Origin of the sequence: Pseudomonas sp. AA-38, from assembly GCF_029457475.1 — a bacterium.
Taxonomy (GTDB): Bacteria; Pseudomonadota; Gammaproteobacteria; order Pseudomonadales; family Pseudomonadaceae; genus Aquipseudomonas.
Map to the genome: position 1 here is coordinate 113,031 of NZ_CP120359.1, position 24,904 is coordinate 137,934.

The 24,904-nt window shown below is 63.0% G+C and carries 25 protein-coding genes; 4 read left to right on the top strand and 21 right to left on the bottom strand.

What is annotated here, in order from left to right:
• Nucleotides 1–2: 2 nt before the first annotated feature.
• From tssK to PVE35_RS00610, 20 genes are all read right to left on the bottom strand, one after another.
• A complete protein-coding gene (gene tssK, locus PVE35_RS00515; protein ID WP_268180291.1) occupies nucleotides 3–1,334 on the bottom strand; it encodes a type VI secretion system baseplate subunit TssK in 1,332 nt (443 codons plus the stop codon).
• Complete coding sequence (tssJ, locus tag PVE35_RS00520) at nucleotides 1,331–1,813, bottom strand: type VI secretion system lipoprotein TssJ (RefSeq protein WP_277373435.1); 483 nt, start codon at nucleotides 1,811–1,813, stop codon at nucleotides 1,331–1,333. Before tssJ ends, tssK begins: the two co-directional genes overlap by 4 nt.
• Before the next feature lie 5 nt (nucleotides 1,814–1,818).
• Nucleotides 1,819–3,015, bottom strand: a complete 1,197-nt coding sequence (tagH, locus tag PVE35_RS00525) for a type VI secretion system-associated FHA domain protein TagH (protein WP_277373436.1) — start codon at nucleotides 3,013–3,015, stop codon at nucleotides 1,819–1,821.
• 20 nt (nucleotides 3,016–3,035) lie between these two features.
• Nucleotides 3,036–3,170, bottom strand: coding sequence for a type VI secretion protein (locus tag PVE35_RS00530; RefSeq protein ID WP_268180296.1), 135 nt, complete (start codon nucleotides 3,168–3,170; stop codon nucleotides 3,036–3,038).
• A gap of 37 nt (nucleotides 3,171–3,207) precedes the next feature.
• Nucleotides 3,208–3,597 (bottom strand): DUF805 domain-containing protein, encoded by a 390-nt coding sequence (locus tag PVE35_RS00535; protein ID WP_277373437.1) that lies wholly within the window; start codon nucleotides 3,595–3,597, stop codon nucleotides 3,208–3,210.
• Between the two features lie 11 nt (nucleotides 3,598–3,608).
• Entirely contained in the window at nucleotides 3,609–5,120 is a 1,512-nt protein-coding gene (locus tag PVE35_RS00540; RefSeq protein WP_277373438.1) for a sigma 54-interacting transcriptional regulator, read from the bottom strand.
• Between the two features lie 10 nt (nucleotides 5,121–5,130).
• Complete coding sequence (gene tssH, locus PVE35_RS00545) at nucleotides 5,131–7,731, bottom strand: type VI secretion system ATPase TssH (protein ID WP_277373439.1); 2,601 nt, start codon at nucleotides 7,729–7,731, stop codon at nucleotides 5,131–5,133.
• A 10-nt stretch (nucleotides 7,732–7,741) separates the two neighbouring features.
• Nucleotides 7,742–8,749, bottom strand: a complete 1,008-nt coding sequence (gene tssG, locus PVE35_RS00550) for a type VI secretion system baseplate subunit TssG (RefSeq protein WP_277373440.1) — start codon at nucleotides 8,747–8,749, stop codon at nucleotides 7,742–7,744.
• The gene (gene tssF, locus PVE35_RS00555; protein WP_277373441.1) at nucleotides 8,713–10,503 is read right to left on the bottom strand and encodes a type VI secretion system baseplate subunit TssF; all 1,791 of its coding nucleotides are present in this window, start codon (nucleotides 10,501–10,503) and stop codon (nucleotides 8,713–8,715) included. The genes tssG and tssF overlap by 37 nt, the downstream gene beginning before the upstream one ends.
• A 14-nt stretch (nucleotides 10,504–10,517) precedes the next feature.
• Complete coding sequence (locus tag PVE35_RS00560; protein ID WP_277373442.1) at nucleotides 10,518–11,036, bottom strand: hypothetical protein; 519 nt, start codon at nucleotides 11,034–11,036, stop codon at nucleotides 10,518–10,520.
• 320 nt (nucleotides 11,037–11,356) lie between these two features.
• Nucleotides 11,357–11,746, bottom strand: a complete 390-nt coding sequence (locus PVE35_RS00565; protein WP_277373443.1) for a hypothetical protein — start codon at nucleotides 11,744–11,746, stop codon at nucleotides 11,357–11,359.
• 7 nt (nucleotides 11,747–11,753) lie between these two features.
• Nucleotides 11,754–12,728, bottom strand: a complete 975-nt coding sequence (locus PVE35_RS00570; protein ID WP_277373444.1) for a DUF6402 family protein — start codon at nucleotides 12,726–12,728, stop codon at nucleotides 11,754–11,756.
• Nucleotides 12,729–12,736: 8 nt separating this feature from the next.
• A complete protein-coding gene (locus tag PVE35_RS00575) occupies nucleotides 12,737–13,261 on the bottom strand; it encodes a PAAR domain-containing protein (protein ID WP_277373445.1) in 525 nt (174 codons plus the stop codon).
• A complete protein-coding gene (tssE, locus tag PVE35_RS00580) occupies nucleotides 13,251–13,679 on the bottom strand; it encodes a type VI secretion system baseplate subunit TssE (RefSeq protein ID WP_037002139.1) in 429 nt (142 codons plus the stop codon). Before tssE ends, PVE35_RS00575 begins: the two co-directional genes overlap by 11 nt.
• Nucleotides 13,680–13,685: 6 nt before the next feature.
• A complete protein-coding gene (gene tssC, locus PVE35_RS00585; protein WP_268180316.1) occupies nucleotides 13,686–15,164 on the bottom strand; it encodes a type VI secretion system contractile sheath large subunit in 1,479 nt (492 codons plus the stop codon).
• A 26-nt stretch (nucleotides 15,165–15,190) separates the two neighbouring features.
• Nucleotides 15,191–15,697, bottom strand: coding sequence for a type VI secretion system contractile sheath small subunit (gene tssB, locus PVE35_RS00590; RefSeq protein WP_159971587.1), 507 nt, complete (start codon nucleotides 15,695–15,697; stop codon nucleotides 15,191–15,193).
• Between the two features lie 56 nt (nucleotides 15,698–15,753).
• Complete coding sequence (tssA, locus tag PVE35_RS00595; RefSeq protein WP_268180319.1) at nucleotides 15,754–17,316, bottom strand: type VI secretion system protein TssA; 1,563 nt, start codon at nucleotides 17,314–17,316, stop codon at nucleotides 15,754–15,756.
• Between the two features lie 435 nt (nucleotides 17,317–17,751).
• Nucleotides 17,752–18,654, bottom strand: coding sequence for a D-hexose-6-phosphate mutarotase (locus PVE35_RS00600; protein WP_268180320.1), 903 nt, complete (start codon nucleotides 18,652–18,654; stop codon nucleotides 17,752–17,754).
• 90 nt (nucleotides 18,655–18,744) lie between these two features.
• Nucleotides 18,745–20,121: a TRAP transporter large permease subunit gene (locus tag PVE35_RS00605; RefSeq protein ID WP_268180322.1), complete on the bottom strand. Its 1,377-nt coding sequence runs from the start codon at nucleotides 20,119–20,121 to the stop codon at nucleotides 18,745–18,747.
• Nucleotides 20,114–20,659 carry a TRAP transporter small permease subunit gene (locus PVE35_RS00610; RefSeq protein WP_277373446.1) on the bottom strand — a complete coding sequence of 182 codons (546 nt, stop codon included), beginning with the start codon at nucleotides 20,657–20,659 and terminating at the stop codon, nucleotides 20,114–20,116. The genes PVE35_RS00605 and PVE35_RS00610 overlap by 8 nt, the downstream gene beginning before the upstream one ends.
• 235 nt (nucleotides 20,660–20,894) lie before the next feature.
• Between PVE35_RS00610 and PVE35_RS00615 the strand changes: the two genes are divergently transcribed.
• Nucleotides 20,895–21,992 (top strand): TRAP transporter substrate-binding protein, encoded by a 1,098-nt coding sequence (locus PVE35_RS00615; protein ID WP_268180325.1) that lies wholly within the window; start codon nucleotides 20,895–20,897, stop codon nucleotides 21,990–21,992.
• Between the two features lie 74 nt (nucleotides 21,993–22,066).
• On the opposite strand, the gene PVE35_RS00620 is transcribed toward PVE35_RS00615, so the two are convergent.
• A complete protein-coding gene (locus tag PVE35_RS00620) occupies nucleotides 22,067–22,471 on the bottom strand; it encodes an acyl-CoA thioesterase (protein WP_268180327.1) in 405 nt (134 codons plus the stop codon).
• 359 nt (nucleotides 22,472–22,830) lie between these two features.
• Between PVE35_RS00620 and PVE35_RS00625 the strand changes: the two genes are divergently transcribed.
• The 3 genes from PVE35_RS00625 (at nucleotide 22,831) to PVE35_RS00635 (ending at nucleotide 24,821) form a co-directional block, all read left to right on the top strand.
• On the top strand, nucleotides 22,831–22,995 hold the full coding sequence (locus PVE35_RS00625) for a DUF1328 domain-containing protein (RefSeq protein ID WP_268180329.1): 165 nt from the start codon (nucleotides 22,831–22,833) through the stop codon (nucleotides 22,993–22,995).
• A 10-nt stretch (nucleotides 22,996–23,005) separates the two neighbouring features.
• The gene (locus PVE35_RS00630) at nucleotides 23,006–23,467 is read left to right on the top strand and encodes an inhibitor of vertebrate lysozyme family protein (RefSeq protein WP_268180331.1); all 462 of its coding nucleotides are present in this window, start codon (nucleotides 23,006–23,008) and stop codon (nucleotides 23,465–23,467) included.
• A gap of 124 nt (nucleotides 23,468–23,591) precedes the next feature.
• Nucleotides 23,592–24,821 (top strand): spore maturation protein, encoded by a 1,230-nt coding sequence (locus tag PVE35_RS00635; RefSeq protein ID WP_268180333.1) that lies wholly within the window; start codon nucleotides 23,592–23,594, stop codon nucleotides 24,819–24,821.
• The last annotated feature ends 83 nt before the right edge of the window (nucleotides 24,822–24,904 follow it).

Here is a 24,904-nt window from a genome sequence, read left to right on the forward strand (position 1 = left end):
GGTCAGTTCCTGATCGCCCAGAATTTCAGCTCAAGCCCGGAGAACTCGCCGGACACGTGGAAGGCAAAGCCGCCGGAGCGTTCCAACTGCGCCAGCTCTTCGGAGCTGAGCTCCAAGGCGAAGTAGGTCTTGCCCGAGTGGAAGGGGATTTGCCGTGGTGCCACCGGCAGCGGTTTGACCTTGATCCCCGGCAGGTGCAGGTTGACCAGTTGGCGGATGCGCTCCACCGGGCCGACCTTGAGGTGCGCCGGCAGGCGCTGGCGCAGCTCCTCGGAGTCGCACTGGGCGCTGGCGGCGAGCACGAAGCTGGAGGTGCCGAGCAGCTTGTGGTCGTGCAGCGGCGCCACCTGGATGCCGTACTGGCGTTGCTGCAGGAGCATCTCGATGGCGTGCTGTTCGAGCACCATCGACAGCACCTGGCGGATGGCGTCCATCAGCTTGCGGAAGCTCAGACCCTGGTCGCTGTGCAGGTAGCGGCCCTCCAGGCGCGGACGCTTGCTTTCGCTGGAGAAGGTGGCCAGCTCGCCAAGCAGGCCGACCAGCTCGCGGTAGATCTGCTCCGGGTGCACCTGCTCGACGCCCAGGTGGTGACGCAGGATCGGCTCGTAGCGGTTGATCAACTGCAGCATCATGAAGTCGCCGACCTCGGCGCCGCCCACCTTGCCGGTGGCGCGGATACGCTCGGCGAGGATGTCGCCACGGTGGGCGAGCATGCTGATCACTTCCTTGAGGCAGCTCAGCAGGTAGCCGGAGGCCTGGAAGTTGACGTAGGTGGGGCTGAATTCCGGGTCGAGGCTGATCACCCCATCCGGGGTGGTGTCGAGCACGTCGCACAGCTTGAGTTTGACGTAGGCCTGGTCGTTCTGCTGCTCGCCGAGCAGCAGGCGGAAATCCGGGCGGCCGGTGCTGACCTGGCTGACGCTGCTGTCGCCGGCGTTGCAGTCGGCAACCTCTTCGTCGAAGGCGACATAGCGGGCCAGTACGTCCTTCTGCTCCGGGCGACGGCTCTCGATGTGGTTGCCGGTGACCAGCGGCAGCGCCAGGTACACCGGGGTATTGCCGGTGTTCGGCGGCACGTCCAGGCCCAGCGGCTCGCGCTCGACGCCGAGGTCGAAGAGGCTGCCGTCGGGCAGCACACCGCTGGCCTTGCTCACCACCAGCTTGCCCATGTTGAGGAATTGCCGGTCGATCTCCAGCTCGAAGAAGCCCCAGGCATAGCTGGCCAGCTTCTGCGTACGCACCTTGAGCTGGTGATCGAGATAGCGATCGTTCTGCTGGAAGTGCTGCGGGCGCAGCAGCATGCCTTCCTGCCAGATGACTTTGTGCTGGCTCATTGTGCCTGCTCCTGCTCGTCATCGAGGTTACGGATGCCGCGCTCGTCCAGGCTCAGATTGGCCTGGTTGCGCTCCAGTGCCTCCACCGGGATGACGTAGCGCCAGTCGGCTTCCGGCAGGTCGCGGTAGGCGGCGAGCACGCCGACGTAGCGGCTGCCTTCCTGCACCGTGAGCTTGAGGTCGCGGGTTTCACCTGGGCGCAGCTCCAGTTCCTCGTAGGCCACCAGGTCAGGCGCCAGGGCTTCCTTGGGGCGCTGGTAGAGGGAGAAGAAATCGGCGTTCTCGAAGGCCACCGGGTGCTTGAGCTCCATCAGGCGTACCACGATGGGCGAGGGGCGGCCGTTGAGATCCGGGTTGAGCTGGTCGCTACCGGCCAGGCTCAGATCCAGTTTGGTCAGCTTGGAGTAGGGCGACAGCGCGGAGCAACCGGCGAGGGTCAGCAGCGCAGCGGTGAGCGCCAGGGTAAGCAAGCGAGGCATGGGTATCATCCTTGAAGGTCGGTATTGAGGGTGGCGATCAGGCGAACCTGCTCTTCGTAGGCGCTGGCGAAATCGCGGGCGAACAGGCGGTCGCTCCAGTCGTCGTTCTTTTCCAGCGAGGTGTGCAGGCGACGATAGGCGCGCCAGCGGCTGCCATCGGTGGCGATCAGGGGTTTGCGGCCTTCGCGCTCGAAGCGCAGGGTCAGTTGCTCGGGGGCCAGTTGCTCGAACATGCCCTTGACCGCTGCGCGGCTGGCGGCGAGCAGCGCCACCTGATGCGCCTGCAGATCGCGAAAGCTGCGGCTGATGGCCTGCTCGGCGGGTAGTTGCCCGGCCTTGCCGCCACGCAGCAGGACGCTGAGGGTTTCACTGGTATCCAGGCCATGCTTGAGCGGGTTGTTGCCGGCGCTCTGCACGGTGGTTAGGGCCAGGCGCAGTTCGTTCTTCAGCTCGCTGCGGGTGCGCAGGGCCTGTTGCAGGCTGCCGACGCTTTGCTTGAGCAGTTTCGCGGCATTGAGCGCCAGGGCTTGGCGGGCTTCTTCGTCTAGGTCGTCGAGGCGCACGCCGAGGGCGTCGGCGAATTTCTCCCAGAAGGTCGGCGGCAGGCGCTCGGGTTCCGGGGCAGGCTTGGCTTGCGGCGCGGGAGTCGGCATCACCAGCTCGGGCACCAGCAGGTTTTCCTCGTCGATCTGCGCATAGTCGCGTTGCTGCGCCTGGGCGTTGCTGGGGCGCAGCACGGCGGTCAGGTCGTCCACTTCGGCGTAGACGCGCTCCTGTTGCTCCAGGGCGGTGATCGGGTCGAGATCTAGGAAGGCATCATCGGGGATGATGCTGCCGGCCGCCTGTGGCAGGCCGATATCGCCCTCGAACATGGCCGGGTCGCGGATCAGCCGCGCGCGTATCTCGAAGTCGCCCAGGCAGTACACGCTGCCGTGCTCGATACGCTGCGGGCGGCCCTTGGCCAGGCTGGCACCGCTGTCCTTGAGGGATATGCCATTGCTGCTGGTATCGGTCAGGTAGAAGGCGCCATCGCGATAGCTCACTTCCGCGTGCCGGCTGGAGATGACCCGCTTGCGGTCGGGGATCACCCAGTCGCATTCCTCGGCACGGCCGATCACGCCACCGGCCTGCTTGAAGGTCTTGGTGGTCATCAGACCTGGCACGAACTGCTGCGCGCTGACCACATCGAATACCAGTTCCATGGTGAACCTACTCCTTGCGGTCAGTGGCCGCGTTTCTCTGCTTGAGGGTCGCCCAGCGGGCGGTATTGATCGTCGCTGAACTTGTAGTTGCCAGCGCAGCCGGCCAGGGCAATGGCCAGGGCCAGCAGGACGGCGGTTCGGTAGCGATGCTGCATGGAATGCGCTCCTTTGAGAGATGTGGAAATGAACATGTCAGATGGCCCCGTTTAACTGTTTGGCAGCAAAACGTTCAGGTGTGGGAGAACCATAGCGATTGCTCTGGCGTTGACCGGGCCAGATCAGCAGTAGCGGCCAGATCAGATTGATCAGTAGCACCCAGTAGCCGCTTCGACCCAGATCATGCAGGCGACGAACGCCAGCAGTTAGCGTGGCAACCCACCAGTAAAGGAAGGCGAAAAGAGCAAAGGAAGAGAGCACGTACTGCAGCCACATCGGATAGCTCTCGCCACTGATGGCAACGAGCAGGAAGATCGGCCAGGCACTCCACACATGGAGCAACAGATACTTGAGTCGCCCAATTCTTCCGCTGGAAATCATTGGTTCCAGCACGAACCACGAAATACGGCCCAGGAAATGCCTCATGATCTCTCCCATCACACTTCACTCGGGCTGATCTTCAGCCGCTGCATGCGGTACAGCAGGGTGCGTCGGGGCAGCCCCAGCTCGTTGGCGGCGTTGGTCTGGTTGCCACGGTTCTTGCGCAGGCAGTCGAGCAGCAGGTTTCGCTCGAGACGATCCATGCGCTCACGCAGGCTCAGCGGCGTGGTTTCGACGTAGGGGCTCTGCTCCAGGTTGAAGTGCTCGGGCAGCAGTTCGCCGCCTTCACACAGCAGCACCGCACGTTCCACCAGGCCCTTGAGTTCGCGCACGTTGCCGGGGAAGGCATAACCGGCCAGGTGCTCAAGCGCGGCGTCGCTCCAGCGGCAGGCGTCGCGTTGCAGCAGGCTGCTGGCGGTGCTGGCGAAATGGCGGGCGAGCAGCAGGATGTCTTCGCCACGCTGGCGCAGCGGCGGTAGCTCGATGGGGAAGTTGGACAGGCGATAGAACAGGTCTTCGCGGAAGCGCCCGTCCTCGACATGCTTGCGCAGTTCCTGGTGGGTGGCGGCGATGATGCGCACGTCCACCTTGTGCGTCTCGTTGCTGCCCAGTGGGCGCACTTCGCCCTCCTGCAGCACGCGCAGCAGCTTGGCCTGCAGGGTCAGCGGCATGTCGCCGATCTCGTCGAGGAACAGGGTGCCGCCGTTGGCGATGTCGAACAGGCCGGGTTTGTCGCTATCGGCGCCGGTGAAGGCCCCCTTGCGGTAACCGAACAGCTCGCTTTCCAGCAGGTTCTCCGGCAGGGCCGCGCAGTTCTGCACGACGAAGGCCTTGCTGCGCCGCGAACCACAGTCGTGAATGGCGCGGGCGACCAGCTCCTTGCCGGTGCCGGTTTCGCCGGTGACCAGCACGCTGACCGTGCTGTGCAGCACTTTGCCGATCAGTTGATAGACCTGCTGGATGGCCTGGCTCTGGCCCAGCAGGCCGTAGCCGCTAGCGCAGGGCGTGGCCACATTCGGCGTGGGGAGCTCGTCGTTCGCCGGGGCACGCAGGCGTTGCAGCAGTTGCAGTTGCGCCAAGGCGAAACTGCCCAGATGAGCGAACGAGGCAACGAAACCCTGCAGCTCGCGCGGGCCATGGCTGGCCACCAGCAGCAGGCCACGGCAGTGGCCTTCGGCGTTGCTCAGCGGCAGGCACAGCAGGCTACGCCAGGCGGTGCCCTCGGGCAGGCAGGCGATGGCGTGCAGGCTGCTGTCGAGTTCCTCGATGCACAGCGGCTGGTTCTGGCACAGGCAGTACTGCAGCAAGTGCTCGCCATCGTAGTCGCTGGGCAGGCTGGCGGCAGTGCGCGCTTGCAGTGTGCCGTCCAGCCACTCGGCGCTGAGGGTCAGGCGGGTGTTGGTGTGATCCAGCAGGTAGAGCTGACCCAGCTCGCAGTCGGCCAGCTCGGCCGCGGCGCGCACCAGCTCGGCGAGCAGACGCTCGCTGCTGGCCGCGCCGGCCAGTTCGGCGTAGCGCTGCAGCAGGGCCTCGGCGTAGCGCAGCGGCTGCGGGATTGCGGCGAACATCGGCGTCATCTCAGGCGAACTCGCAGATCACAGTGGAATCGGCATCCAGCGTGGCGTGCACGCGCTGCAGGCTTTCGCCAGCGGCCATGGCGTCGAGCAGGCGGTCGACCACCAGCGGTTGCAGGTGCTGGTCGATCAGGTGATCGATCAGGCGCGCGCCGCTGTCGCCATGGGTGCAGCGCTCGGCCAGGTGCTCGACCAGGCCGTCGCAGTGGCTGAAGGCCAACTGACGACGGGCCAGGCGCTCGCCGAAACGGGCCAGCTTGAGGCCCACCAACTGGCGCAGCAGGTCAGCGTCCATGGGGTAGTACGGCACCACGCGCATGCGCCCGAGCAGGGCCGGCTTGAAGTGCTGCGACAGTTGCGGACGGATGGCCAGCTCCAGATCCTCGGCAGCCGGGCGTTCGCCGCCGGCGCAGAGGCTGGCGATGCGATCGCTGGCCAGGTTGCTGGTCATCAGGATCAGGGTGTTGCGGAAGTTGATCTCACGCCCTTCGCCATCGTTGGCCACGCCCTTGTCGAAGATCTGGTAGAAGACGTTCATCACGTCCGGATCGGCCTTTTCCACCTCGTCGAGGAGGATCACCGAGTAGGGCTTCTGCCGCACCGCCTCGGTGAGCATGCCGCCTTCGCCATAGCCGACGTAGCCGGGCGGCGCGCCGATCAGGCGCGAGACGGTGTGCTTCTCCTGGAACTCGGACATGTTGATCACGGTGAGGAAGCGCTCGCCGCCGTACAGCAGGTCGGCCAAGGCAAGGGCGGTTTCGGTCTTGCCGACGCCGCTGGGGCCGACCAGGAGGAACACGCCGACTGGTGCATCGGGTTTGTTGAGGCCGGCGGCGGTAGCGCGCATGGCCTTGTCTAGCGCCTGGATCGCCTGCTCCTGACCACGCACGCGCTGGCGCAGATCCTCGGCGAAGGTGATGACCTTGGTGTTGTGCTCGCGGGCCAACTGGCTCAGCGGCACGCCGGTCCAGTGGCTGATCACCTCGGCCACCAGGCGCGGACAGACCTCGAAGCTGACCAGGCGCTCGCTGGCCTGGGCAGCGGCCAGCTCGGCCTGGATGGTGCGCAGCTCGGCTTCCAGCTCTTCCAGGCTCGGGCGCGGTTCGTCGCTGGTTTCTTCTTCGCCCGGCAGACGCGCGGCGGCGCATTGCTTGCGCTGTTCCAGCAGATGTTCGGCCAGCTCACGCTGTATGGCCCAGCGGGTTTCCAATTGTTCCAACTCGGCGCGGGCGACGACCAGGCGCTCTTCCAGGGCATCCAGGGTTTCATGGTCGATATTCAGACCGGCTTCCAGGTCGCGGCGCATGGCTTCACCCTGGCGCTCGCCCTCGGCGATCTCGCCGCGCAGGCGCTCCAGCGCCTCGGGGGCAGCAGCCAGGCTGATACGTACGCGGGCGCAGGCGGTGTCGAGCACGTCCACGGCCTTGTCCGGCAGTTGCCGACCGGCCAGGTAGCGCGCCGACAGTTCGGCGGCGGCGACCACCGCGTCGTCACGCAGGTAGATGCCGTGGCTCTTCTCGTACACCGGCGCCAGACCACGCAGAATGGTCACCGCCTCGTCGACGGTGGGCTCGTGCAGTTGCACCGGCTGGAAGCGACGGGCCAGGGCCGGGTCCTTCTCGAAGTACTTCTTGTATTCACTCCAGGTGGTGGCAGCGATGGTGCGCAGCTCGCCACGGGCCAGCGCCGGCTTGAGCAGGTTGGCGGCGTCGCCGCTGCCGGCCTGGCCACCAGCGCCGATCAGGGTGTGGGCTTCGTCGATGAACAGGATGATCGGCTTGGGCGAGGCTTTCACCTCGTCGATCACCCCTTGCAGGCGACGCTCGAACTCGCCTTTGACGCTGGCGCCGGCCTGCAGCAGGCCGAGATCCAGGCACAGCAGTTCGACGCCCTTGAGCACCTGCGGCACCTCGCCATTGGCGATGCGCAGGGCCAGGCCTTCGACGATGGCGGTCTTGCCGACGCCGGCCTCGCCGACCACGATGGGGTTGTTCTTGCGTCGGCGGGCGAGGATGTCGACCATCTGGCGGATCGCGCCATCGCGGCACAGCACCGGGTCGAGCTTGCCGTCGCGGGCCTGCTGGGTGAAGTTGTGGGTGAAGCGCGCCAGGTTGGATTCACCACCCGCTGCCGGCTTGCCACCTGCGGCCTGCGGCTGCTGGCTGAGGGCGAAGTCGCGCAGGCGTTCGGCGTTGAGCTTGCCCAGCAGCGCCTGGTAGCGGCTGCCGGCGTAGCGCATGGGGTTGCGCAGCAGGGCGAGGATCAGCGCAGCCTGGTCGATCTGGCTGGCACCCAGCTCCAGGTTGGCCACCAGCAGGGCATCCTGCAGCCACTGCACCAGCTCGGCGGAAAACACCGGGTTGCGCGACTCGCTGTGTTCGCCGCGCGGTTGCAGGGCCTGGGCCAGCTCGCCAGCGTCCAGTTCGGCATCCTGCAGCGCGCGCGCCAGCAGGCTTTCCGGGCGCTCCAGCAGGCCCAGCAGCAGGTCTTCGACGAGAATCTTGTTGCCGCCGCGTACCACGCAGCGCTCGGCGGCCATCTCCAGATCGCGTTTGCTCGCGGCGTCCAGGGCTTGAACCAGTTGTTGCAGATCGACGTTGATCATTTCATCTTCCTTAATGTGTTTTGCTGCCGAGCGTGACCAGGCCGTCGGCGTTTTCACGGCCAAGCCAGGTCGTCCACCCTAACAGGCAGGGATTTTCTTCGCCGATGCGCAGGTCACGAATTTCGTCTTGGCGCAGTTCCAGGCGGATGTCGTAGTCCAGCGGATCGCGCAGGGTGAAGCGCACCAGCGCACACAGCGGCTGGTAACCCGTGCCGATCGGCAGGAACTCGTGAAAGCGTGTCCAGCCGAGCTGGCGCACGTGAATGCGGAATTTGCCGCCGCGGTCGCGCACATGCTCACCGAGCACGGTGTCCTCACCGAGGCGGCTGTTGGCAAGGCCGAGGCGATTGCGCTGTTCCTCCAGCACGGTGACCTGGCGCTCCAGGCACTGCTCGATGAACAGCTCGGCATGCTTGAAGTAGTAACGCAGCACCGACTCGATCAGCGCCGCCGAGTGGGCACGCAGGCTGAGCAGGCCGAGGTAGGGCAGCAGGCGCTTCCAGTTCAGCTCCTGGGCCTGGCGGATCTGCTCGCTGCCGAGGCCGATCAGGGCGAACAGGTGTGCCGAGAAGGCGTCCACTGCACCGCTCTGGAAGCAGGCGCGGTAGCGGTACTTCTTCCAGATCGGCAGCAGCAGGCGTTGCAGGCGGTTGTTGAACAGGTCGAGGAAATCGCGGGTCGGGTTGCCGTCTTCGCTGTCGCCTAGGGCCTGTTCGCTGTAGAACGCCGGTAGCGGCGAGCCACCACCGAACAGGCCGACCAGGTTGACGCGCATGCGCGCGCGCAGCTCGCCGTGTTCCTCGAAGAACTGCACGCGGTCGATGTCGCTACCCGGGAAGCCCAGGCTCGGGTTGGCCTGGAACTCCAGATGCTCGTAGAGGCGCTCCTCATCCAGATGCGGATGGGCCGCTGCAAGGCGCTCGAGCACCAGTTGTACGGCCTGGAACAGGCTGTACTCGCGGATACCCCGGCTGAGCCGATTCAGAGCAGGGGCTGTTGCCCCATGCGTGGCGTCCATTTGTACGACTCTCCCTGTGTACTCTGTACGTGCAGCTCGTGGTAGCTGTTGAGACTGGCGTAGAGGGCGAAAAATTCATTGAGCACCGAAGCGAAGAGGAACAGATCGCCCTCGCCCAGGTAGCCTTCGGGGTTCATGACCAGCTCGGTACGCACGCCACGCACTGGCAGACCACGATGCAGGCGGTCGACATGGCGGTGGCCGATGCTCTTGAGGCCGCCGAGCAGGCGTTTGCTGACGCGCTCGGCATGCTGGTCGTAGTAGCGCGGCAGGTCGTAGGTCTCGAGGATCACCTTGAGCGCCTCGACGTTGGCCAGCGACAGGTAGTTCAGCGACATGTTGGAAATCAGCTTCCACAGGAAGTCGCGGTGCAGCGGCGGTGCATAGCTCGGGGTGACCGCGCTGATGTTGCGAAAGCTGAGAAAGTCTGGGGTGTCTTCGCTGGGCAGGCAGATATCGCCCAGGCGCAACTGGCGTGGCAGATTCTGGTTGGTGCAGGTCAGCTCGATGGACAGCGTCTCGTGTTGTTCGAGGTTGTACAGGCCGAAGCTGAGCCAGGTTTCCAGGCCTTCGCCGAGCATCGACGGCTGCTGGCGCACGCTGTAGTGTGGGCGCGCCACCGGCACGTCGAAGCTGGGGTCGTGCTCGAACGACTCGAACGGCACGTACTCCTCGTAGCCCATGCCACCTGGCTTCCAGCCGGTCACGCAGTCCACCGAGAACACCCCGCAGTGCTGCGAGTCGTATTCGGCGGGCAGCAGCAGGTACTGATCCTGTTTGCCATCGAGGCGGATCGGGATGGCGTCGTGCTTGAACAGGTTGACCACCGGCGTGCAGTACAGGCGCACGTTTTCCAGGGTCGGGCGGATGCGTTGCACGCCAGCCTTGTGGATATCGAAACGCAGCTCCAGGCCACGCGCCTGCTTGAGCAGATCCTCGGGCAGGCCGTTGACGGCATCCAGGCCGAGCAGGTCGACGAAGAGGAATTTCTCCTGGAAGGCGAAATACTCCTGCAGGTAGCGGTAGCCACGGAAGGTGTTCAGCGGGTAGGGGATCAGCGCCTCGTCTTCGGCGAAGCCCACCGGCTGCACCTGCTCGGGCTTGAGCTGCAGGGTGCCGAGGGTCTGGCCGAAGGCATCCTGCATCGGCTTGCCGGCGGCATCGAGCAGCACCACCTGGATGCCGCCGAGGTTACGCAGCAGCGCCAGGTAGAGCATCTGGCCGATATAACGCTCGCCGGCCAGGTGCAGGCGCAGCTTGTTCAGGCCGATCTCGCCGATATGGCCGTCGGCCGTCATCGCCAGGCGCAGGCTGAGCAGTGCACCGTCGCCCTTGACCGAATAATCCAGACCGTTCAGTGCCAGCGGCAGCACCTCGGTGGGGAAGCAGGTGCGAAAACGGCAGGTGACGTCCTCGACCGGCTTGGCCTCTACCGGCGTACCTCGTGCCACCGGCAGTGCCGGGCCGGGCCGGGTCAGCGGGTCGAACTGGAGCATGCTGAAGGCCGGCAGCGGGCGCATGTAGTTCGGCCACAGCAGGTGCATCAGCGAATGGGTCAGCTCCGGCAGCTCGTCATCGAGCTTTTGCCGCAGGCGCCCGGAAAGGAAGGCGAAGCCTTCGAGCAGGCGCTCGACATCCGGATCACGCCCGGCCTGGCCGAGAAACGGCGCCAGCGCCGGGCTGCGCTCGGCGAAGCGCTTGCCCAGTTGGCGCAGGGCGGTGAGTTCGCTTTGGTAGTAGTGGTTGAAAGACATCTATCTATCCTTGATCAGTCGGAGCCATTGGCGGGTTCAACCAAATACTCGATCCATTCATCGCTGGCCTCGTGTTGTTTCAGGTAGGCCATGCGGACTTCATCGGAGGCGTGTTGCCAAAAGGGATTCCAGATATTGTCCCACCAGTATTCGAGGCTGCCCTGCTTGCTCATGATCGCCTCGATGGGTGCCATGTCTGGAAAGGCAAACCAAGGTGCCGGAGGCGCCTTGAAGGTCGCGTCGAGCCTTTCGAGAAACATCTGTGAGTTGGTGATCAGCTCGATGATCAAGCCGTTGAATTCTTCGCGTGCAGAGAGCTTCAACAACTCTCCGTCTTTATTCACCAGCTCAGCAACCTGCTCCAATTCGATGTTCGTGTGGCCAAATCGCTCTGCGATCAGATCACGAAGCACGTGGATCTCAGCTTCAGTGATCATCAGTACACAGTAGTGCGTTGCAGAGGCTTGTTCACCGATGAAGACCTTGCGTGGATAGGCCGCCAACGACGTTTTCAATTCAGGTGACATGGTCATCAGGCAGGCACCTGGTTAAGGAAATAAGTACCTGCAACGTGCAGTGCCGGAACAACCAAGAGCCCAAGGAACGCCATATATTGATAGGACGTTGTATTACGCACATTCTCAGAAAACCCAAGGATTGCAGTCACAAAGCAGTAGACGGCCAATAGTCCAAACAGATCACTGTCAGCAACAGTGGCTAGGTAACCGGCAATACTCGTGCTTGGCATATACTGACCTCTCTATCAATGTACTGCGAATTACTTATCACCATGCCGGAAGAAGTTAATTTTTCTCAGGCAGCGGACAACCACCATATCCATTAGAGGTCGAGATTAACCACACTCTCGCAGAGTCCAGCCGGCATAGCCGTCATTAGTGGGATAGATCGCATTGCCGTTAATCCATTTTTCACTTTCACTATCGGCAAACTCACGCTGCCATAGCAACCATTCAGAGCTTTTAAGCAGAGTCCCATCCTTACGGTACACACGGAAAAATGCGTCGCTGCTAAAGAGCTTGACGAGCTTCCCGGGTACGCCAAGGGAAGAGAATTTTGGGATGTAAGCGTTGATATAGCAGGCGCGAGATGTGCTCCATGTAGTTGCATATGGCTCGGTGCTTCTGCTTAGGCTGAGCTTGACGTACAGCCAGGTGGTTAACGGCATCAGTACAAAGACAGCCGTCACAATCAAAATAACTTTGTATCTAAGTCTGCTAGGCATGGTGGTCTCAGATACTCGATGCACGCGCTTTAAATTCTTCAAAGTCGGTATTGCTCAAGTGCACAACAATAGACGCTGGGTAGTGCTTGACTGTCGAAAACACAAGAAAGTCGCCGCCTTTGTTCCATCTCTTGCGATAGTTATTGAAGCTATCGTTAGTAACCTTGAAATATCGGAGATCGGCTTTATCGATGAAGTCCGGTTCGGCAAAATAGTCTATGGGGCCCGGTCGGATGACACCTTGTTTATTCCAATAACCCAGAAGCTGATCCCCATCAGTATTCAGGAAGTCATAGGTATCTCGGACATACAGACCTACTTCCTCAATTTCAATAGCAGGGAAGCCGTGGTCGTTGGCTATGGTTCTAATCTTGGTGGCGGCAATTTTAATGGCGAAACTACCCAGTGCTCCGTAGACATCGTCAAGGGCATCGGTAGCCTTTTCCCACGTACTAGCTCCGATGCGTATCAGATTGAACTGAGAGGTATCTTCCAGTTGAATGGCGGACAGGTTGCTGAAATCCTCATACGCATTCTGCAGGGTACAAGTCTTCTCGTTGAGATGACCGATGCGCTGCAAGCGAGTCATCAGAACCATCAGTCCTCTGGAGAGTTGATCAAACGGCGACTTAAGGCGACCAACTGTGGCGTTGAATTCAGTGACATTACTTAGTGTGGAGATCAATTCTTCGACATGGCTTTGAACTCTGGTCGAGCTGCTGAAAAGCCAGTCGAAAGGGATATCTGTGAGCAATTGAGCCGGGGCTAGGTTACTGGGAGAGACGTTGCCGCGCTTTACGTCCATAGGCAACTCATACGCCGGATTGTCGAACCACTTGCGCATTACACGCGCACCCTCTGACCAACCGAGCGTATCCATCGCTTGAGGAATATCAGTGATCTTGAATGTCTCTACAGCAGCTTCTTTACCAGCTACTTCGCTAGCAGGAGACAGCCTGGAAAGGATGGGTGCGATAAACATGCTGACTCCTAAGCAATCACGAGAGCTGTTTGTGGTTCCAGCGTCAATCTGACGCCTTCGGCCTTGCCAGCAGCGATCAGTTGGGTCTTACCGCTCTCATCCGTGACGCCGTTGATGACCTTCCCTGATTCAGTCTCAAGACGATATGCACGCCCTGCAACAGGAACGCCGCTCACCGCATCTCGAATAACGAAGTGCTCATTAAAAACGCCGGCCATCACAAGTGGCGCAGGCGCGGTAAACGCCGCCCCACCACCACTAGTGCCAATCAGTACGGTGCCGGAGCCACTCACCACCACATTGCCATGGCTCCCCACACTACCTACCACTGCCGCCGGCTTGCCGTTGATCAGTACGGTAGGAATCACCGCGCCGGCCATGGCGCCGCCACAGGCGGAAGGGTCACCCATGCGCGCAGCCGGCAGGCTGTCGAACAGCACGTCGGGCGAGCCGGCGGCGATCGGGTTGGTGCCGTGGCCGGGAATCGGGCAGGCGGTGGGGTCGCTCAGGCGGGCGGCGGGTTTACCGGACATGTGAGGCTCCTGGGTTGACGTTGACCTGACCGCTGCCATCCAGGCTTGCGGAGAAACTGACCTGGCGCTTGATGCCGTCCATTTCCAGCATCGCGTCGATGGCGAAGGCCTGGCGCAATGGGTCATGGGTGCGCGGCAGGGAAATCACCCGCACCTGGGTCAGCCTGGGTTCGTACGCTTCGATGAAGCGTTCGATGGCGATACGCGCCTGCTGCAGCGAGTCGTGCAGCGACAGGCGCATATCGTTCAAATCGGGCAACCCGTAGTCGGGCAGCGTTTGCACGCTGCCCGCACGGGTGCTGAGCATCTTGGCCAGATGGGCAGCCACCGAGGCCATGGCGGCGACCTCGCGGCTCCAGCCGGCACGTTGGCCGGCCTCGCCACCGAGGCGCTCGAACAGGCTGCCGTATCCGTTCATCGATGCTTATTCCTTGTCCAGCTTGCCAACCAGCGACAGGGTGAAGTCGGCACCCATGTACTTGAAGTGCGGGCGCACGTTCAGGCTGACGCGGTACCAGCCCGGCTCGCCTTCGACATCGCTGACGATGACCTGAGCGGCGCGCAGCGGACGACGGCTACGCACTTCGGAGCTGGGGTTCTCCTGGTCGGCCACGTACTGGCGGATCCACTTGTTGAGTTCCAGCTCGAGGTCGGTACGTTCCTTCCAGGCACCGATCTGCTCGCGCTGCAGCACTTTCAGGTAGTGGGCCAGGCGGTTGACGATGAACATGTAGGGCAGCTGGGTGCCCAGCTTGTAGTTCAGCTCGGCGGTCTTGCCTTCTTCACTGATGCCGAAGAACTTCGGCTTCTGCGCGGAGTTGGCGGAGAAGAACGCGGCGTTGTCGCTGCCCTTGCGCATGGTCAGGGCGATGAAGCCTTCTTCGGCCAGTTCGTACTCGCGGCGGTCGGAGACCAGCACTTCGGTCGGGATCTTGGTTTCGATCTCGCCCATGCTCTCGAAGTGGTGCAGCGGCAGGTCTTCCACCGCGCCACCGCTCTGCGGGCCGATGATGTTCGGGCACCAGCGGAACTTGGCGAAGCTGTCGGTCAGGCGGCTGGCGAAGGCGTAGGCGGTGTTGCCCCACAGGTAGTGCTCGTGGCTGTTAGCCACGTTTTCCTTGTAGACGAAGGTCTTCACCGGGTTGTCTTCCGGGTCGTACGGGTTGCGCAGGAGGAAGCGCGGTACGGTCAGGCCGACGTAGCGGGCGTCTTCCTGCTCGCGGAAGCTCTGCCACTTGGTGAATTGCGGGCCCTCGAAGTGGTCTTTCAGATCCTTCAGATCCGGCAGGCCGGTGAAGGTCTCCAGGCCGAAGAATTTCGGGCCGGCCGAGGCGATGAACGGGGCGTGGGACATGCAGGCCACCGAGGCGACGTACTGCAGGGTCTTGACGTCGGGGGCGCTCGGATCGAAGTAGTAGTTGGCGATCAGGGCGCCGACCGGCTGGCCACCGAACTGGCCGTACTCGGCGGTGTAGATGTGCTTGTACAGGCCGGACTGAACGATTTCCGGGCTGTCCTCGAAGTCATCGAGCAGATCCTGCTTGGAGGCGTTGAGGATCTCCAGCTTGATGTTCTCGCGGAAGTTGGTGCGATCCACCAGCAGCTTGAGGCCGCGCCAGGCGGATTCCAGGGCCTGGAACTGCTCGTGGTGGAGGATTTCGTCCATCTGCCGGCTGAGCTTGGCGTCGATCTCCGCGATCATGCGGTCGACCATGGCCTTCTTCACCGGCTCGTTTTCGTTCTGCGGCTTGAGCAGCTCTTCGATGAAGGCCGACACGCCGCGTTTGGCGATGTCGTAGGCTTCGTCGTCGGGGGTCAGCTTGGTTTCCGCGATGATGCGGTCGAGGATGCCGAGGTCGGCGGCGCTTTGGCTGCTTTCTACGGCTGCGCTAGTCGTGCTCATGGATATGCGTCCTTGTCAGTTGAGTATCAGGAGTCGAGCTTGTCTTGAGCGGCCAGGCCCAGTTCGCCGAGCACGCGGTCACGCGAGTCGTCGTCGGAGAGCACGCTCTCGATGGCCTTGCGGAAGGCCGGCGCGTTGCCCAGCGGGCCTTTCAGTGCGACCAGGGCGTCGCGCAGCTCCATCAGTTTCTTCAGCTCCGGTACCTGCTCGACCAGGTTGGCCGGGTTGAAGTCCTTCATGGAGTTGATCTTCAGTTGCACGGCCAGCTCGTCGTCGGTCTCTTCGTCCTGCAGACGGTTCGGCACGGCGAAGGTCAGGTTCAGCTCCTGCTTGGCCAGTACTTCATCGAAGCTGTTCTTGTCGATGCTGATGGGCTTGCGGTCTTCGATCTTGCGATCGTCGGCACGCTGGGTGAAATCGCCGAGCACCATGAGCTTCAGGGGCAGTTCGATTTCTTCCTGGGCACCGCCAGTGGCGGGTTTGAAAGTGACGTTGATGCGTTCCTTGGGGGCTACCGAGCCTTCTTTGGCCATGGGTGTTCTCCTTTGCGTTTATGGCCCGGAGGCCTTTGGTTGGGCGTGTTGGCGCCTTAGTCCAGCACCACCTCGAGGTCGAGGTGGCACAACCTGCGATAGATCTCGTCCTTGCTGTCGCGCACTGCATGGTTTTGCGGCAATAGCTCGCAGCAGTTGTGCAGCAGACGCAGCACATCGAGGGCGAGATCGGGTTCCCACTCGCCGAGGCCGGAGGCCTGCAGCGTCTGGTCGAGTGATTCGAGTTGGGTCTTGGCCAGGTCGTACTTCTTCGCGGCGAAGCACAGACGGGCCAGGGTCAGTTGCCAGAAGAAGCGTTCGCGGCCACCACGGGCGCGCGACATGCCTTGCTTGAGCTGTTGCACGGCGGCTTTCAGGCCGTCCTTGCGCAGGCCGGGCAGTACCTGCTGCAGCGCCTCTTCCCAAGGCGGCGTGGCGCCCTGCTCGTTGGCGGCGGGCTTCTTCTCCACTTCCGGTGTCTGCAGGTGCGGCAGCACGTGGGCGCCGATCCAGGCACGGGTTTCGGCATCGGCGAAAGGTACGCCGTCGTGGAAACGCAGCTCGTCCAGGCCGGGCACGCGCTGCAGGAACAGGGCGAGCTGGATTTCCACCTCGCGCATGGCCTGCTCGGCCTTGAGCTCCTGCAGGCATTCCCAGACCAGGCGCTGGCCATCGAGCCAGAACGGCGCACGGGCGATGCTGGCTTCCAGGTCGGCGAGCAGGTCGGCGTAGGCGCCCTGGGCAAAACGCTCTTTATAGGAGGCCAGCTTGTCGGCCGGCAGGCCGCGCAGGGCGGTGATGTGCTCGGCGTTACGCTCGGGCAGCGACTCGATGGGCAGCCACAGCAGGGTGCGCGCCAGACGCAGCGGCTTGAGGTCGGTGGCCTTGTTCTTCAGCCACCAGGCGCACAGCGGCCGGGCGGCGTCCTGCTGGGTGCGCAGGGCCTTGTGTGCGTCCTTCTCGTTCTCGATGGGGCCGCTGCCGGTGATGATCTGGGTGGCGACCTGCTTGACCTGGGCGATGGCGGCGCCTACTGCGCCGGGCTCGGCCTGGCCCTGGCTGGCACGCTTGATCTGCTCATCGAGACGACGGCACAGCGGCAGCAGCAGCGGCGATTCTTCGCCGAGATGAACCGAGAGGCTGGCTTCGAGGCCGTGCAGGTGTTCGGCCAGGCGACGGAACAGTGGCAATTGCTCGCTGATCGGCACGTGGTCGGCCAATGCCTGCTCCAGGCGCGGCAGCAGCCAGTTGATGGCGGCGGCGCGGGTACGCGCCTTGCGGGGGTGCAGTTCGTGCCAGTGGTGTTCGCAGAGGTAGTGCAAAAGGTTCAGACCGGCCTGCAGGCCGGCGAAGGATTCGCGCTGGAACAGGCCCCAGGTCAGCCAGGTGGCGGCGCGCAGATCCTTGGACTGGGTGGTCAGCAGGTTCTCGCTGCCCTCGCGCACCTTCTGCCAGTCGATGCCGCCAGTGTCATGCAGGGATGAGGCTTTGCCCAGTTCGGTTTCCAGCATTTCGTATTCGCTGGAATAACGCACGTCCTCACCTGCAAAGTTGCCCTCGATAATAGGCGTCTTGGCGAGGTTGAGATAATGAGCGGTCAGCTTGCTGGAGTATGTCATTCCATGACTCGATTATTAAAAGTGGCCAACTTAAACGGAATCACAAGCTGCCATCAAAATGATGGCAGTGCGCCGTTTTGCGCAACTTTTTGCGCAGTCGTTTGTGCAACAACTTGCGCAAGATCCTTATAGGTTGGGCATCCTAGCCCCATGAGCGGAGGTGGGCAACCATCCAAAGTGTGATATGCCTAACATTCAGGGATATCTATCAAATTATTGCAGGCGACTCGTTCAGGCATGTTGCACATGCACTTGGGGCAATCCGTTATCGATGTTTTGCCTTTCAGAAAACATATCGGATGTATGTAGGAAATAACTTACTGGCAAATTAGTGGCGCATCACATTTGATGGCTTTCTGATATTGCCGTTTGTGATGCCGGCCGCTGTTTTCATGCGGGCTTTATGTCAGGGCGGCCGGCGAGGGTGAGCAGGTTTCAGGCATCGAGCGCTGTGCTGTGAAGGCGTAATTCCAGGCGGTGCCGTTCGTCGGGTTGTAGCTGCAACATGTCTTCGAGCAGGTTCGCCGTCTCGATGCACAGCATGCCCTGCCAGGCGTCATCGGCGAATTGCGACAGGCGTCTGGCCTTGTCGATCCAGGGGTTCCACAGCACGGCCGAGTGCGAACCCCGGGCGTCGAGGTGGATGCGCCGCTTCCAGAGCGGGTCGACGATGCTCAGGCGCTCAGGTGTACCGAGGTAGATGCGATCCACCTCACTGCTGAAGGTCGCAGGCCCGTCCTGTTGCAGTTCGCGCCAATCCTGCAGCGTATCGATGTAGCGGCAGCCCTGCAGCCCTTCGACGTGCACCTGGCGGATGTCGCTGACGGCGAAGTAGCTATGCAGTGCCTGGCTCAGGGCCAGGAGCGTGTCGCTGCGATTGTGGGTTTCCAGGCTCATGCTCAGATCTTCACCGAGGCGCACGATGAAGGTCAGGCCGACATCGCGGGGCCAGCCAGGCAGGGGCGCCTCGCGTGTGTCGTAGGCGAAGCGCAGGGTTACCGCGTCAGCCTCTTCGTTGATACCCAGCAGCTCCCAGTCTCGCGCACGCACCAGGCCGTGGGCCGGCGGTTGGTCATGGTGATAGTGCGCCTGCACCGCCTGCGGGTTGCGCCGCAGGTCACCGAACCAGGGCCAGCAGATGGGCACGCCGCCGCGCACGCTCTGCCCTCGCTGATAGGCGGCCTCGGGACTGAGCCAGATCAGTGGCGGCTGCCCGTCCTGGGCATAGCTGAGGATTTGCGCGCCCTGCTGCGCCAGCAGCAATTCGCTGCCTGCGCAACGGATGCGCCAGCAGGTCAGTTGATCCAGTTCCAGGCATTCGACTTGAGGGCTGCTCATGACGCGTCTCGCTTTGCTGAATGAGGTATGGGGAAATGAAACGCCCGTCGCGAAGACGGGCGTTTCGAGCGGCTTGCAAACCTGTATGACCTACTGGCCGTAGACCTGTTCCGGCAGCCAGGTGATCAGCCCCGGGAAGATATAGGCAATTACCAGCAGCAGAATCTGGATCAGGATGAACGGCACCACGCCTTTGTAGATGGTGCTGGTCGCCACACTGGCCGGGGTCACCCCGCGCAGGTAGAACAGGGCGAAGCCGAAGGGCGGGGTGAGGAAGGAAGTCTGCAGGTTCAGCGCGATCATCACCCCCAGCCAGATCGGATCCAGGCCCATGGCCAGCAGCACCGGGCCGACGATCGGTACCACCACGAAGGTGATCTCGATGAAATCGAGGATGAAGCCGAGCAGGAAGATCACCAGCATCACCACGAAGAAGGCGCCGAGCACGCCGCCGGGCAACTGGGCGAACACGTCCTCGATCAGCACTTCGCCGCCAAAGCCGCGGAACACCAGAGAGAACAGCGAGGCGCCGATCAGGATCAGGAAGACCATGGCGCTGATTTCGGTGGTGCCGTAGGCCACTTCCTTGAGCTGGCTGAAATTCAGCTTGCTCTTGCTCAGGGCCAGCAGCATGGCACCGACGGCGCCCAGAGCCGCCGCTTCGGTCGGCGTGGCGTAACCGGCGAGGATCGACCCCAATACCGCGCCGATCAGGATCAGCGGCGGAATCAGCGCCTTGCCCAGCTTGCCCCACTCGATCGCGCCCAGCTCCTCTTGTGGCAATGCCGGCAGTTTCTTCGGCTGAAAGATCGCCACGAAGATGATGTAAACGATGTACAGGCCGACCAGCAGCAGGCCCGGCAGCAGGGCACCGACGAACAGATCGCCGACCGAGACGGTCTTCGGCGAGAAGATGCCCATCTTTAGCTGCGCCTGCTGATAGGCGCTGGACATCACGTCACCTAGCAGCACCAGCACGATCGATGGCGGAATGATCTGCCCCAGGGTGCCGGTGGCGGCCAGGGTACCGGTGGAAATCGCCGGGTCGTAGCCGCGGCGCAGCATGGTCGGCAGCGCCAGCAGGCCCATGGTCACCACGGTGGCGCCGACGATACCGGTGCTGGCAGCGAGCAGGGCGCCGACCACGCACACCGAGATCGCCAGGCCGCCGCGCAGGGTGCCGAACAGGCGCGACATGGATTCGAGCAGATCCTCGGCCACTCGTGAGCGTTCCAGCATCACCCCCATGAACACGAACAGTGGCACCGCGAGCATGGTCTGGTTGTTCATGATGCCGAACAAGCGGTTCGGCAGGGCACTGAGGTAACCGGCATCGAAGGTGCCGGTAAGCGCACCGATGCCGGCGAACAGCAGGGAAACACCGGCCAGGGTGAAGGCCACCGGGAAGCCGGCCATCAGGGCCGCACAGATGCTGACGAACAGCAGAATCGCCATCAACTCAGCCATGCTTCACCTCCACAGCCGGCAGGCGACCGCTGATGACATAGAGCGCCTTGATGGCGTTGGACAGCCCTTGCAGCACCAGGCTGACCACCAGCACCAGGATGATGCTCTTCTGCAGGTAGACGAAGTGCAGGCCGCCGGACTCGCTGGAGGCCTCGTGGGTGGCCCAGGAGTTGGCGACATAGTCCCAACTGGCCCAGCCGAGGAACAGGCTTACCGGCAGCAGGAACAAGAGGGTACCGAGCAGATCCACCAGGGCCTGCCGGCGGCCGCTGAATTTCTGATAGAAGATGTCCACGCGCACGTGGCCGTTGCGTTGCAGCACCCAGGAAGCCGCGCCCATGAAAACCAGGGCGTGGGCGTACAGCACCGACTCCTGCAGGGCGGTGGCGCCAATGCCGAAACCGTAGCGCAGCACCACGACGATTGCCGTACCGATCACCAGGAACAGGGTCAGCCAGGCGCAGGCCTTGCCGAACCCGGCGTTGAGGCTGTCGATCAGGGATGCAAGAGCGAGGGGAAGTGATGGCTTGTCGGACATAGTGAGTCCTTTATCGTTATTGGAAGGAGGCAGGGCGTAGGTCGCACGCCATGACACGCACGCCCTTGTGAGGCGCCGGCCGGCGATTCTAGGCAGGCTGCCGGCCCGGCAGCAATGCCCATGCAACTTTAGTCGTAGCGACTAGGCTTGAGAGTCACCTGGCCCTATGTTAATCAAGCCCGGTCTGCCGTCGGCGATCCCGTGGTCAGACCAATACAACAACAAGGAGCATTGCATGAAACGTCGCGACATACTCGCCGCAGCAGGTGTGGGCCTTGCGGCCACCGCGCTGGTGGGCTGCAAAGAAGAAGCGAAGAGTGGCGCACCCCAAGAGGGTTCCAGCTCGCAGACCTTCACCTGGAAGATGGTCACCTCCTGGCCGAAGAACTTCCCGGGCGTCGGCGTGGGGGCCGAGCGCTTCGCCAAGCTGGTCGATGAAATGAGCAATGGCCGCCTGAAGGTCAAGGTCTACGCCGCTGGTGAACTGGTGCCGGCGCTGGAAGTGTTCGACGCCGTCTCCCGCGGCACCGCTGAAATGGGCCATGGCGCGCCTTACTACTGGAAAGGCAAGGTGCCGGCCGCGCAGTTCTTCTGCGCCCTGCCGTTCGGCCCCAACGCCCAGGAAATGAACGCCTGGCTGCATTACGGCGGCGGCCAGCAGCTCTGGGAGGAGGTATACAAGCCGTTCGGCGTACTGCCGATGGCCTGTGGCAACACCGGCGTACAGACCGCCGGCTGGTTCAACAAGGAAATCAACTCGGTCGACGACTTCAAGGGCCTGAAGATGCGCACCCCAGGCCTGGGCGGCGAGGTGCTGACCAAGATGGGCGGCACCGTGGTCAACATGCCGGCCGGCGAGATCTTCACCGCCCTGCAGACCGGCGCCATCGACGCTACCGAATGGATCGGCCCGTACAACGATCTGGCACTGGGTCTGCACAAGGCTGCCAAGTACTACTACACCCCGGGCTGGCAGGAGCCGAGCGTGCAGTTCGAGCTGGACGTCAACCTCAAGGCCTGGGAAACCCTGCCGGCTGACCTGAAAGCCATCGTTCGTGCAGCCGCACGTGACGTCAACGGCGACATGCTCGACGACTACAACGCCAAGAACATGGAAGCCCTGGAGCAGCTCAAGGCCGATGGCGTGGAAGTTCGCCGCCTACCGGACGCCGTGCTGGCGCGCCTCAAGGAAGTGGCTGCCGAAGTGGTCGAGACCAGTGCCGCTGCCGATCCGGCGGCCGCCAAGGTCTGGGCGCAGCAGAAGGCCTACCTCCAGCGTCTATACGACTATGCGGAAGTGGCAGACAAGGATATCTACAACATCCGCGGCTAAGCCTTCGCTGCACAGCAAAACGCCGGCTTTTCAGCCGGCGTTTTCATTAGCATTCCCGGGTTGCGCCCCGGCTGTCAGCCGCGACGCGGCGGCACCGGGCGGGTGCGGCCGCTGCCATCGATGGCGACGAAGACGAACACCGCTTCGGTAACCTTGCGCCACTCGTTGGACAGCGGGTCGTCGCTCCACACCTCGACCATCATCTGGATCGAGCTGCGCCCCACTTCCAGCGTCTGGGTATAGAACGAAAGCTGCGCGCCCACCGCCACCGGCACCAGAAAGGCCATGCGGTCGATGGCCACCGTGGCTACGCGGCCGCCGGCGACCTTGCTGGCCATGGCCGTGCCGGCGAGATCCATCTGCGACACCAGCCAACCGCCGTAAATGTCACCGAAACCATTGGTCTCGCGCGGCAGCGCGGTGATCTGCAGGGCCAGGTCGCCCTGAGGGATCGGATCTTCCTGTTCGTAGTCGTTCATGGCTCGAGACTCACGGCGCGGTTGTTGGTCTGGGCGCGAACCCTGGCGGTAGAAGGCCTGGCGAGTATAACGGCTGAGCGGGCGGTGAGCGACCATTGCGGCGTAGAGGCGCTTGGCTGAAGCGCAGCGCTCGGGTAAAACGCACGACCCTGAATGCGGCCATCGGGCAGGATGCCTTGAGGCTTGCTCGGCGTTGTTTTTTATCTATTTGATTTTAAAGGCTTTGTGTAAAAACCAAGTCTGGCACGGGCAGTGCAACCTTTCTGTCAAACGCCTCCAGAACGGGGCGTAGAGCGTCAAACACAAGACTCATGGCCCTCGCGGGCCGCCTTGAACCGCAATACTTGAGGAGAACTGCCATGCTGAGCTGGGCACTGACCTTTCTGATCATCGCCATCGTCGCTGCCGTACTGGGCTTCGGGGGTATCGCCGGCACCGCTGCGGGTATCGCCAAGATCCTGTTCGTGGTCTTCCTGGTGCTGTTCGTCATCTCCTTCTTCATAGGCCGTCGCCCGCGCATGTAAGGAGGACGCGATGCAGACACTTCACGCCTTGGCCGCCGCCCTGCTTCTGGGCGGCGCCGTGGCGGCTCATGCCGCCGACCGTGACGCCATGTTCCAGCCCAGCGAGCTGCTCGGCAGCGACAGCGAGTACCGCGAAGCCTGGCAGGACATGGTCGAAGATGAAAAACGCCTGCCGGAGTGGGTGATGAACCTCAGCGGTACTGCCACGCCCATGCAGGCTGTGGACAGCGAAGAGGGGCGTTTCCTCGTCGGCCAGGTCTGCGAGGCGCACAACTGTTTCAACCAGCGCGTCTACGTGGCCTTCGACTGGGACAAGGACGATGCCTACGCGCTCTACGTGCAAGTGCCTGATGGCCTGCCAGAGGATCGCGCGCCGAGCGAGCATGCCAGCCTGCGTTGGCTGGGTGAGCCGGACGAGGAAGTACGCAAGCTGTTGCAGGAGCAGCTACGCAGCGACCCCAACTGGTTCTGAGCCCGCCGGATCACCCGCAGCCGCGAACTCATTGATCAATGAGCCGTGGCGGTGGCGCTGCTTGCGCCCCATCGCCACGGCTGTCGCGCTATCATCCCCGGCCAGTGCAACGAGGGGGTGAGGCATGCTCAATGGCCTGTGGCTGAGCTTTTTCCTGATAGCCGCGGTGGCGGGGTTTTCCCGCTGGCTGATCGGCGACGATCCGAGCGTATTCGCCGCCATGGTCGAGGCCCTGTTCGCCATGGCCAAGCTGTCGGTCGAGGTCATGGTGCTGCTGTTCGGCACCATGACGCTATGGCTCGGCCTGCTGCGCATCGCCGAACAGGCCGGCCTGGTCGATATGCTGGCGCGCCTGCTCGGCCCGCTGTTCGCCCGTCTGATGCCGGAGGTGCCGCGCGGCCATCCGGCGCTGGGGCTGATCACCATGAACTTCGCCGCCAATGGCCTGGGCCTGGATAATGCCGCCACCCCCATCGGCCTCAAGGCCATGCGCAGCCTGCAGGAGCTGAATCCGAACAAGCTGGTGGCGAGTAACGCGCAGATTCTCTTTCTGGTGCTCAATGCCTCGTCGCTGACCCTGCTGCCGGTGTCGATCTTCATGTACCGGGTGCAACAGGGCGCGCAGGATCCGACCCTGGTATTCCTGCCGATCCTGCTGGCCACCAGCGCCTCCAGCCTGGTCGGCCTGCTGTCGGTTGCGTTCATGCAGCGCCTGCGTCTGTGGGATCCGGTGGTGCTGGCTTACCTGGTGCCGGGTGCCTTGCTGCTCGGCAGCTTCATGGCGCTGTTGGCCGGGCTCAGCGCCACGGCGCTGGCGGCGCTGTCATCGCTGCTGGGCAATCTGACCCTGTTCTGCGTGATCCTCGCCTTCGTGCTGGTTGGCGCGCTACGCCGTGTCGCGGTCTACGAGCAGTTCATCGAAGGCGCGCGCGAAGGCTTCGACATTGCCAAGAGCCTGCTGCCCTATCTGGTGGCCATGCTCTGCGCCATCGGCGTGCTGCGTGCTTCCGGTGCGCTGGAATTCGGCCTCGACGGCATCCGCTGGCTGGTGGATCTGCTGGGCTGGGACACGCGCTTCGTCGACGCCCTGCCCACCGCACTGGTCAAGCCCTTCTCCGGTAGCGCGGCGCGCGCGATGCTGATCGAGACCATGCAGGCGCAGGGCGTAGACAGCTTCGCCGCGCTGGCAGCGGCGACCATTCAGGGCAGCACGGAAACCACCTTCTACGTGCTGGCCGTGTACTTCGGTGCGGTGGGCATCCAGCGTGCACGCCACGCCGTGGGCTGCGCCCTGCTGGCCGAACTGGCCGGAGTGATCGCGGCGATCTCGGTGACCTACTGGTTCTTCGGCTGAGGCGGCGCTCGCTTTCGTGCGACCGCATGCGGAAGGAGGGATGCCGGGCGGGCCCGCTGCTGCCAGCGCTCGCCCGGCCATGC

Excerpts from the sequence above, each read along its gene's own strand:
- tssB (WP_159971587.1), bottom strand. The coding sequence starts at position 15,697 with ATGGCCAAAGAAGGCTCGGTAGCCCCCAAGGAACGCATCAACGTCACT.
- PVE35_RS00635 (WP_268180333.1), top strand. The coding sequence starts at position 23,592 with ATGCTCAATGGCCTGTGGCTGAGCTTTTTCCTGATAGCCGCGGTGGCG.
- tssH (WP_277373439.1), bottom strand. The coding sequence starts at position 7,731 with ATGATCAACGTCGATCTGCAACAACTGGTTCAAGCCCTGGACGCCGCG.
- PVE35_RS00625 (WP_268180329.1), top strand. The coding sequence starts at position 22,831 with ATGCTGAGCTGGGCACTGACCTTTCTGATCATCGCCATCGTCGCTGCC.
- PVE35_RS00540 (WP_277373438.1), bottom strand. The coding sequence starts at position 5,120 with ATGTTCGCCGCAATCCCGCAGCCGCTGCGCTACGCCGAGGCCCTGCTG.
- PVE35_RS00560 (WP_277373442.1), bottom strand. The coding sequence starts at position 11,036 with ATGACCATGTCACCTGAATTGAAAACGTCGTTGGCGGCCTATCCACGC.
- PVE35_RS00615 (WP_268180325.1), top strand. The coding sequence starts at position 20,895 with ATGAAACGTCGCGACATACTCGCCGCAGCAGGTGTGGGCCTTGCGGCC.
- PVE35_RS00530 (WP_268180296.1), bottom strand. The coding sequence starts at position 3,170 with ATGCAGCATCGCTACCGAACCGCCGTCCTGCTGGCCCTGGCCATTGCC.
- tssG (WP_277373440.1), bottom strand. The coding sequence starts at position 8,749 with ATGGACGCCACGCATGGGGCAACAGCCCCTGCTCTGAATCGGCTCAGC.
- PVE35_RS00565 (WP_277373443.1), bottom strand. The coding sequence starts at position 11,746 with ATGCCTAGCAGACTTAGATACAAAGTTATTTTGATTGTGACGGCTGTC.
- PVE35_RS00600 (WP_268180320.1), bottom strand. The coding sequence starts at position 18,654 with ATGAGCAGCCCTCAAGTCGAATGCCTGGAACTGGATCAACTGACCTGC.
- PVE35_RS00630 (WP_268180331.1), top strand. The coding sequence starts at position 23,006 with ATGCAGACACTTCACGCCTTGGCCGCCGCCCTGCTTCTGGGCGGCGCC.
- tssC (WP_268180316.1), bottom strand. The coding sequence starts at position 15,164 with ATGAGCACGACTAGCGCAGCCGTAGAAAGCAGCCAAAGCGCCGCCGAC.
- PVE35_RS00605 (WP_268180322.1), bottom strand. The coding sequence starts at position 20,121 with ATGGCTGAGTTGATGGCGATTCTGCTGTTCGTCAGCATCTGTGCGGCC.
- PVE35_RS00620 (WP_268180327.1), bottom strand. The coding sequence starts at position 22,471 with ATGAACGACTACGAACAGGAAGATCCGATCCCTCAGGGCGACCTGGCC.
- PVE35_RS00575 (WP_277373445.1), bottom strand. The coding sequence starts at position 13,261 with ATGTCCGGTAAACCCGCCGCCCGCCTGAGCGACCCCACCGCCTGCCCG.
- tssK (WP_268180291.1), bottom strand. The coding sequence starts at position 1,334 with ATGAGCCAGCACAAAGTCATCTGGCAGGAAGGCATGCTGCTGCGCCCG.
- tssF (WP_277373441.1), bottom strand. The coding sequence starts at position 10,503 with ATGTCTTTCAACCACTACTACCAAAGCGAACTCACCGCCCTGCGCCAA.
- tssE (WP_037002139.1), bottom strand. The coding sequence starts at position 13,679 with ATGAACGGATACGGCAGCCTGTTCGAGCGCCTCGGTGGCGAGGCCGGC.
- tssJ (WP_277373435.1), bottom strand. The coding sequence starts at position 1,813 with ATGCCTCGCTTGCTTACCCTGGCGCTCACCGCTGCGCTGCTGACCCTC.
- PVE35_RS00570 (WP_277373444.1), bottom strand. The coding sequence starts at position 12,728 with ATGTTTATCGCACCCATCCTTTCCAGGCTGTCTCCTGCTAGCGAAGTA.
- PVE35_RS00535 (WP_277373437.1), bottom strand. The coding sequence starts at position 3,597 with ATGAGGCATTTCCTGGGCCGTATTTCGTGGTTCGTGCTGGAACCAATG.
- tagH (WP_277373436.1), bottom strand. The coding sequence starts at position 3,015 with ATGGAACTGGTATTCGATGTGGTCAGCGCGCAGCAGTTCGTGCCAGGT.
- PVE35_RS00610 (WP_277373446.1), bottom strand. The coding sequence starts at position 20,659 with ATGTCCGACAAGCCATCACTTCCCCTCGCTCTTGCATCCCTGATCGAC.
- tssA (WP_268180319.1), bottom strand. The coding sequence starts at position 17,316 with ATGACATACTCCAGCAAGCTGACCGCTCATTATCTCAACCTCGCCAAG.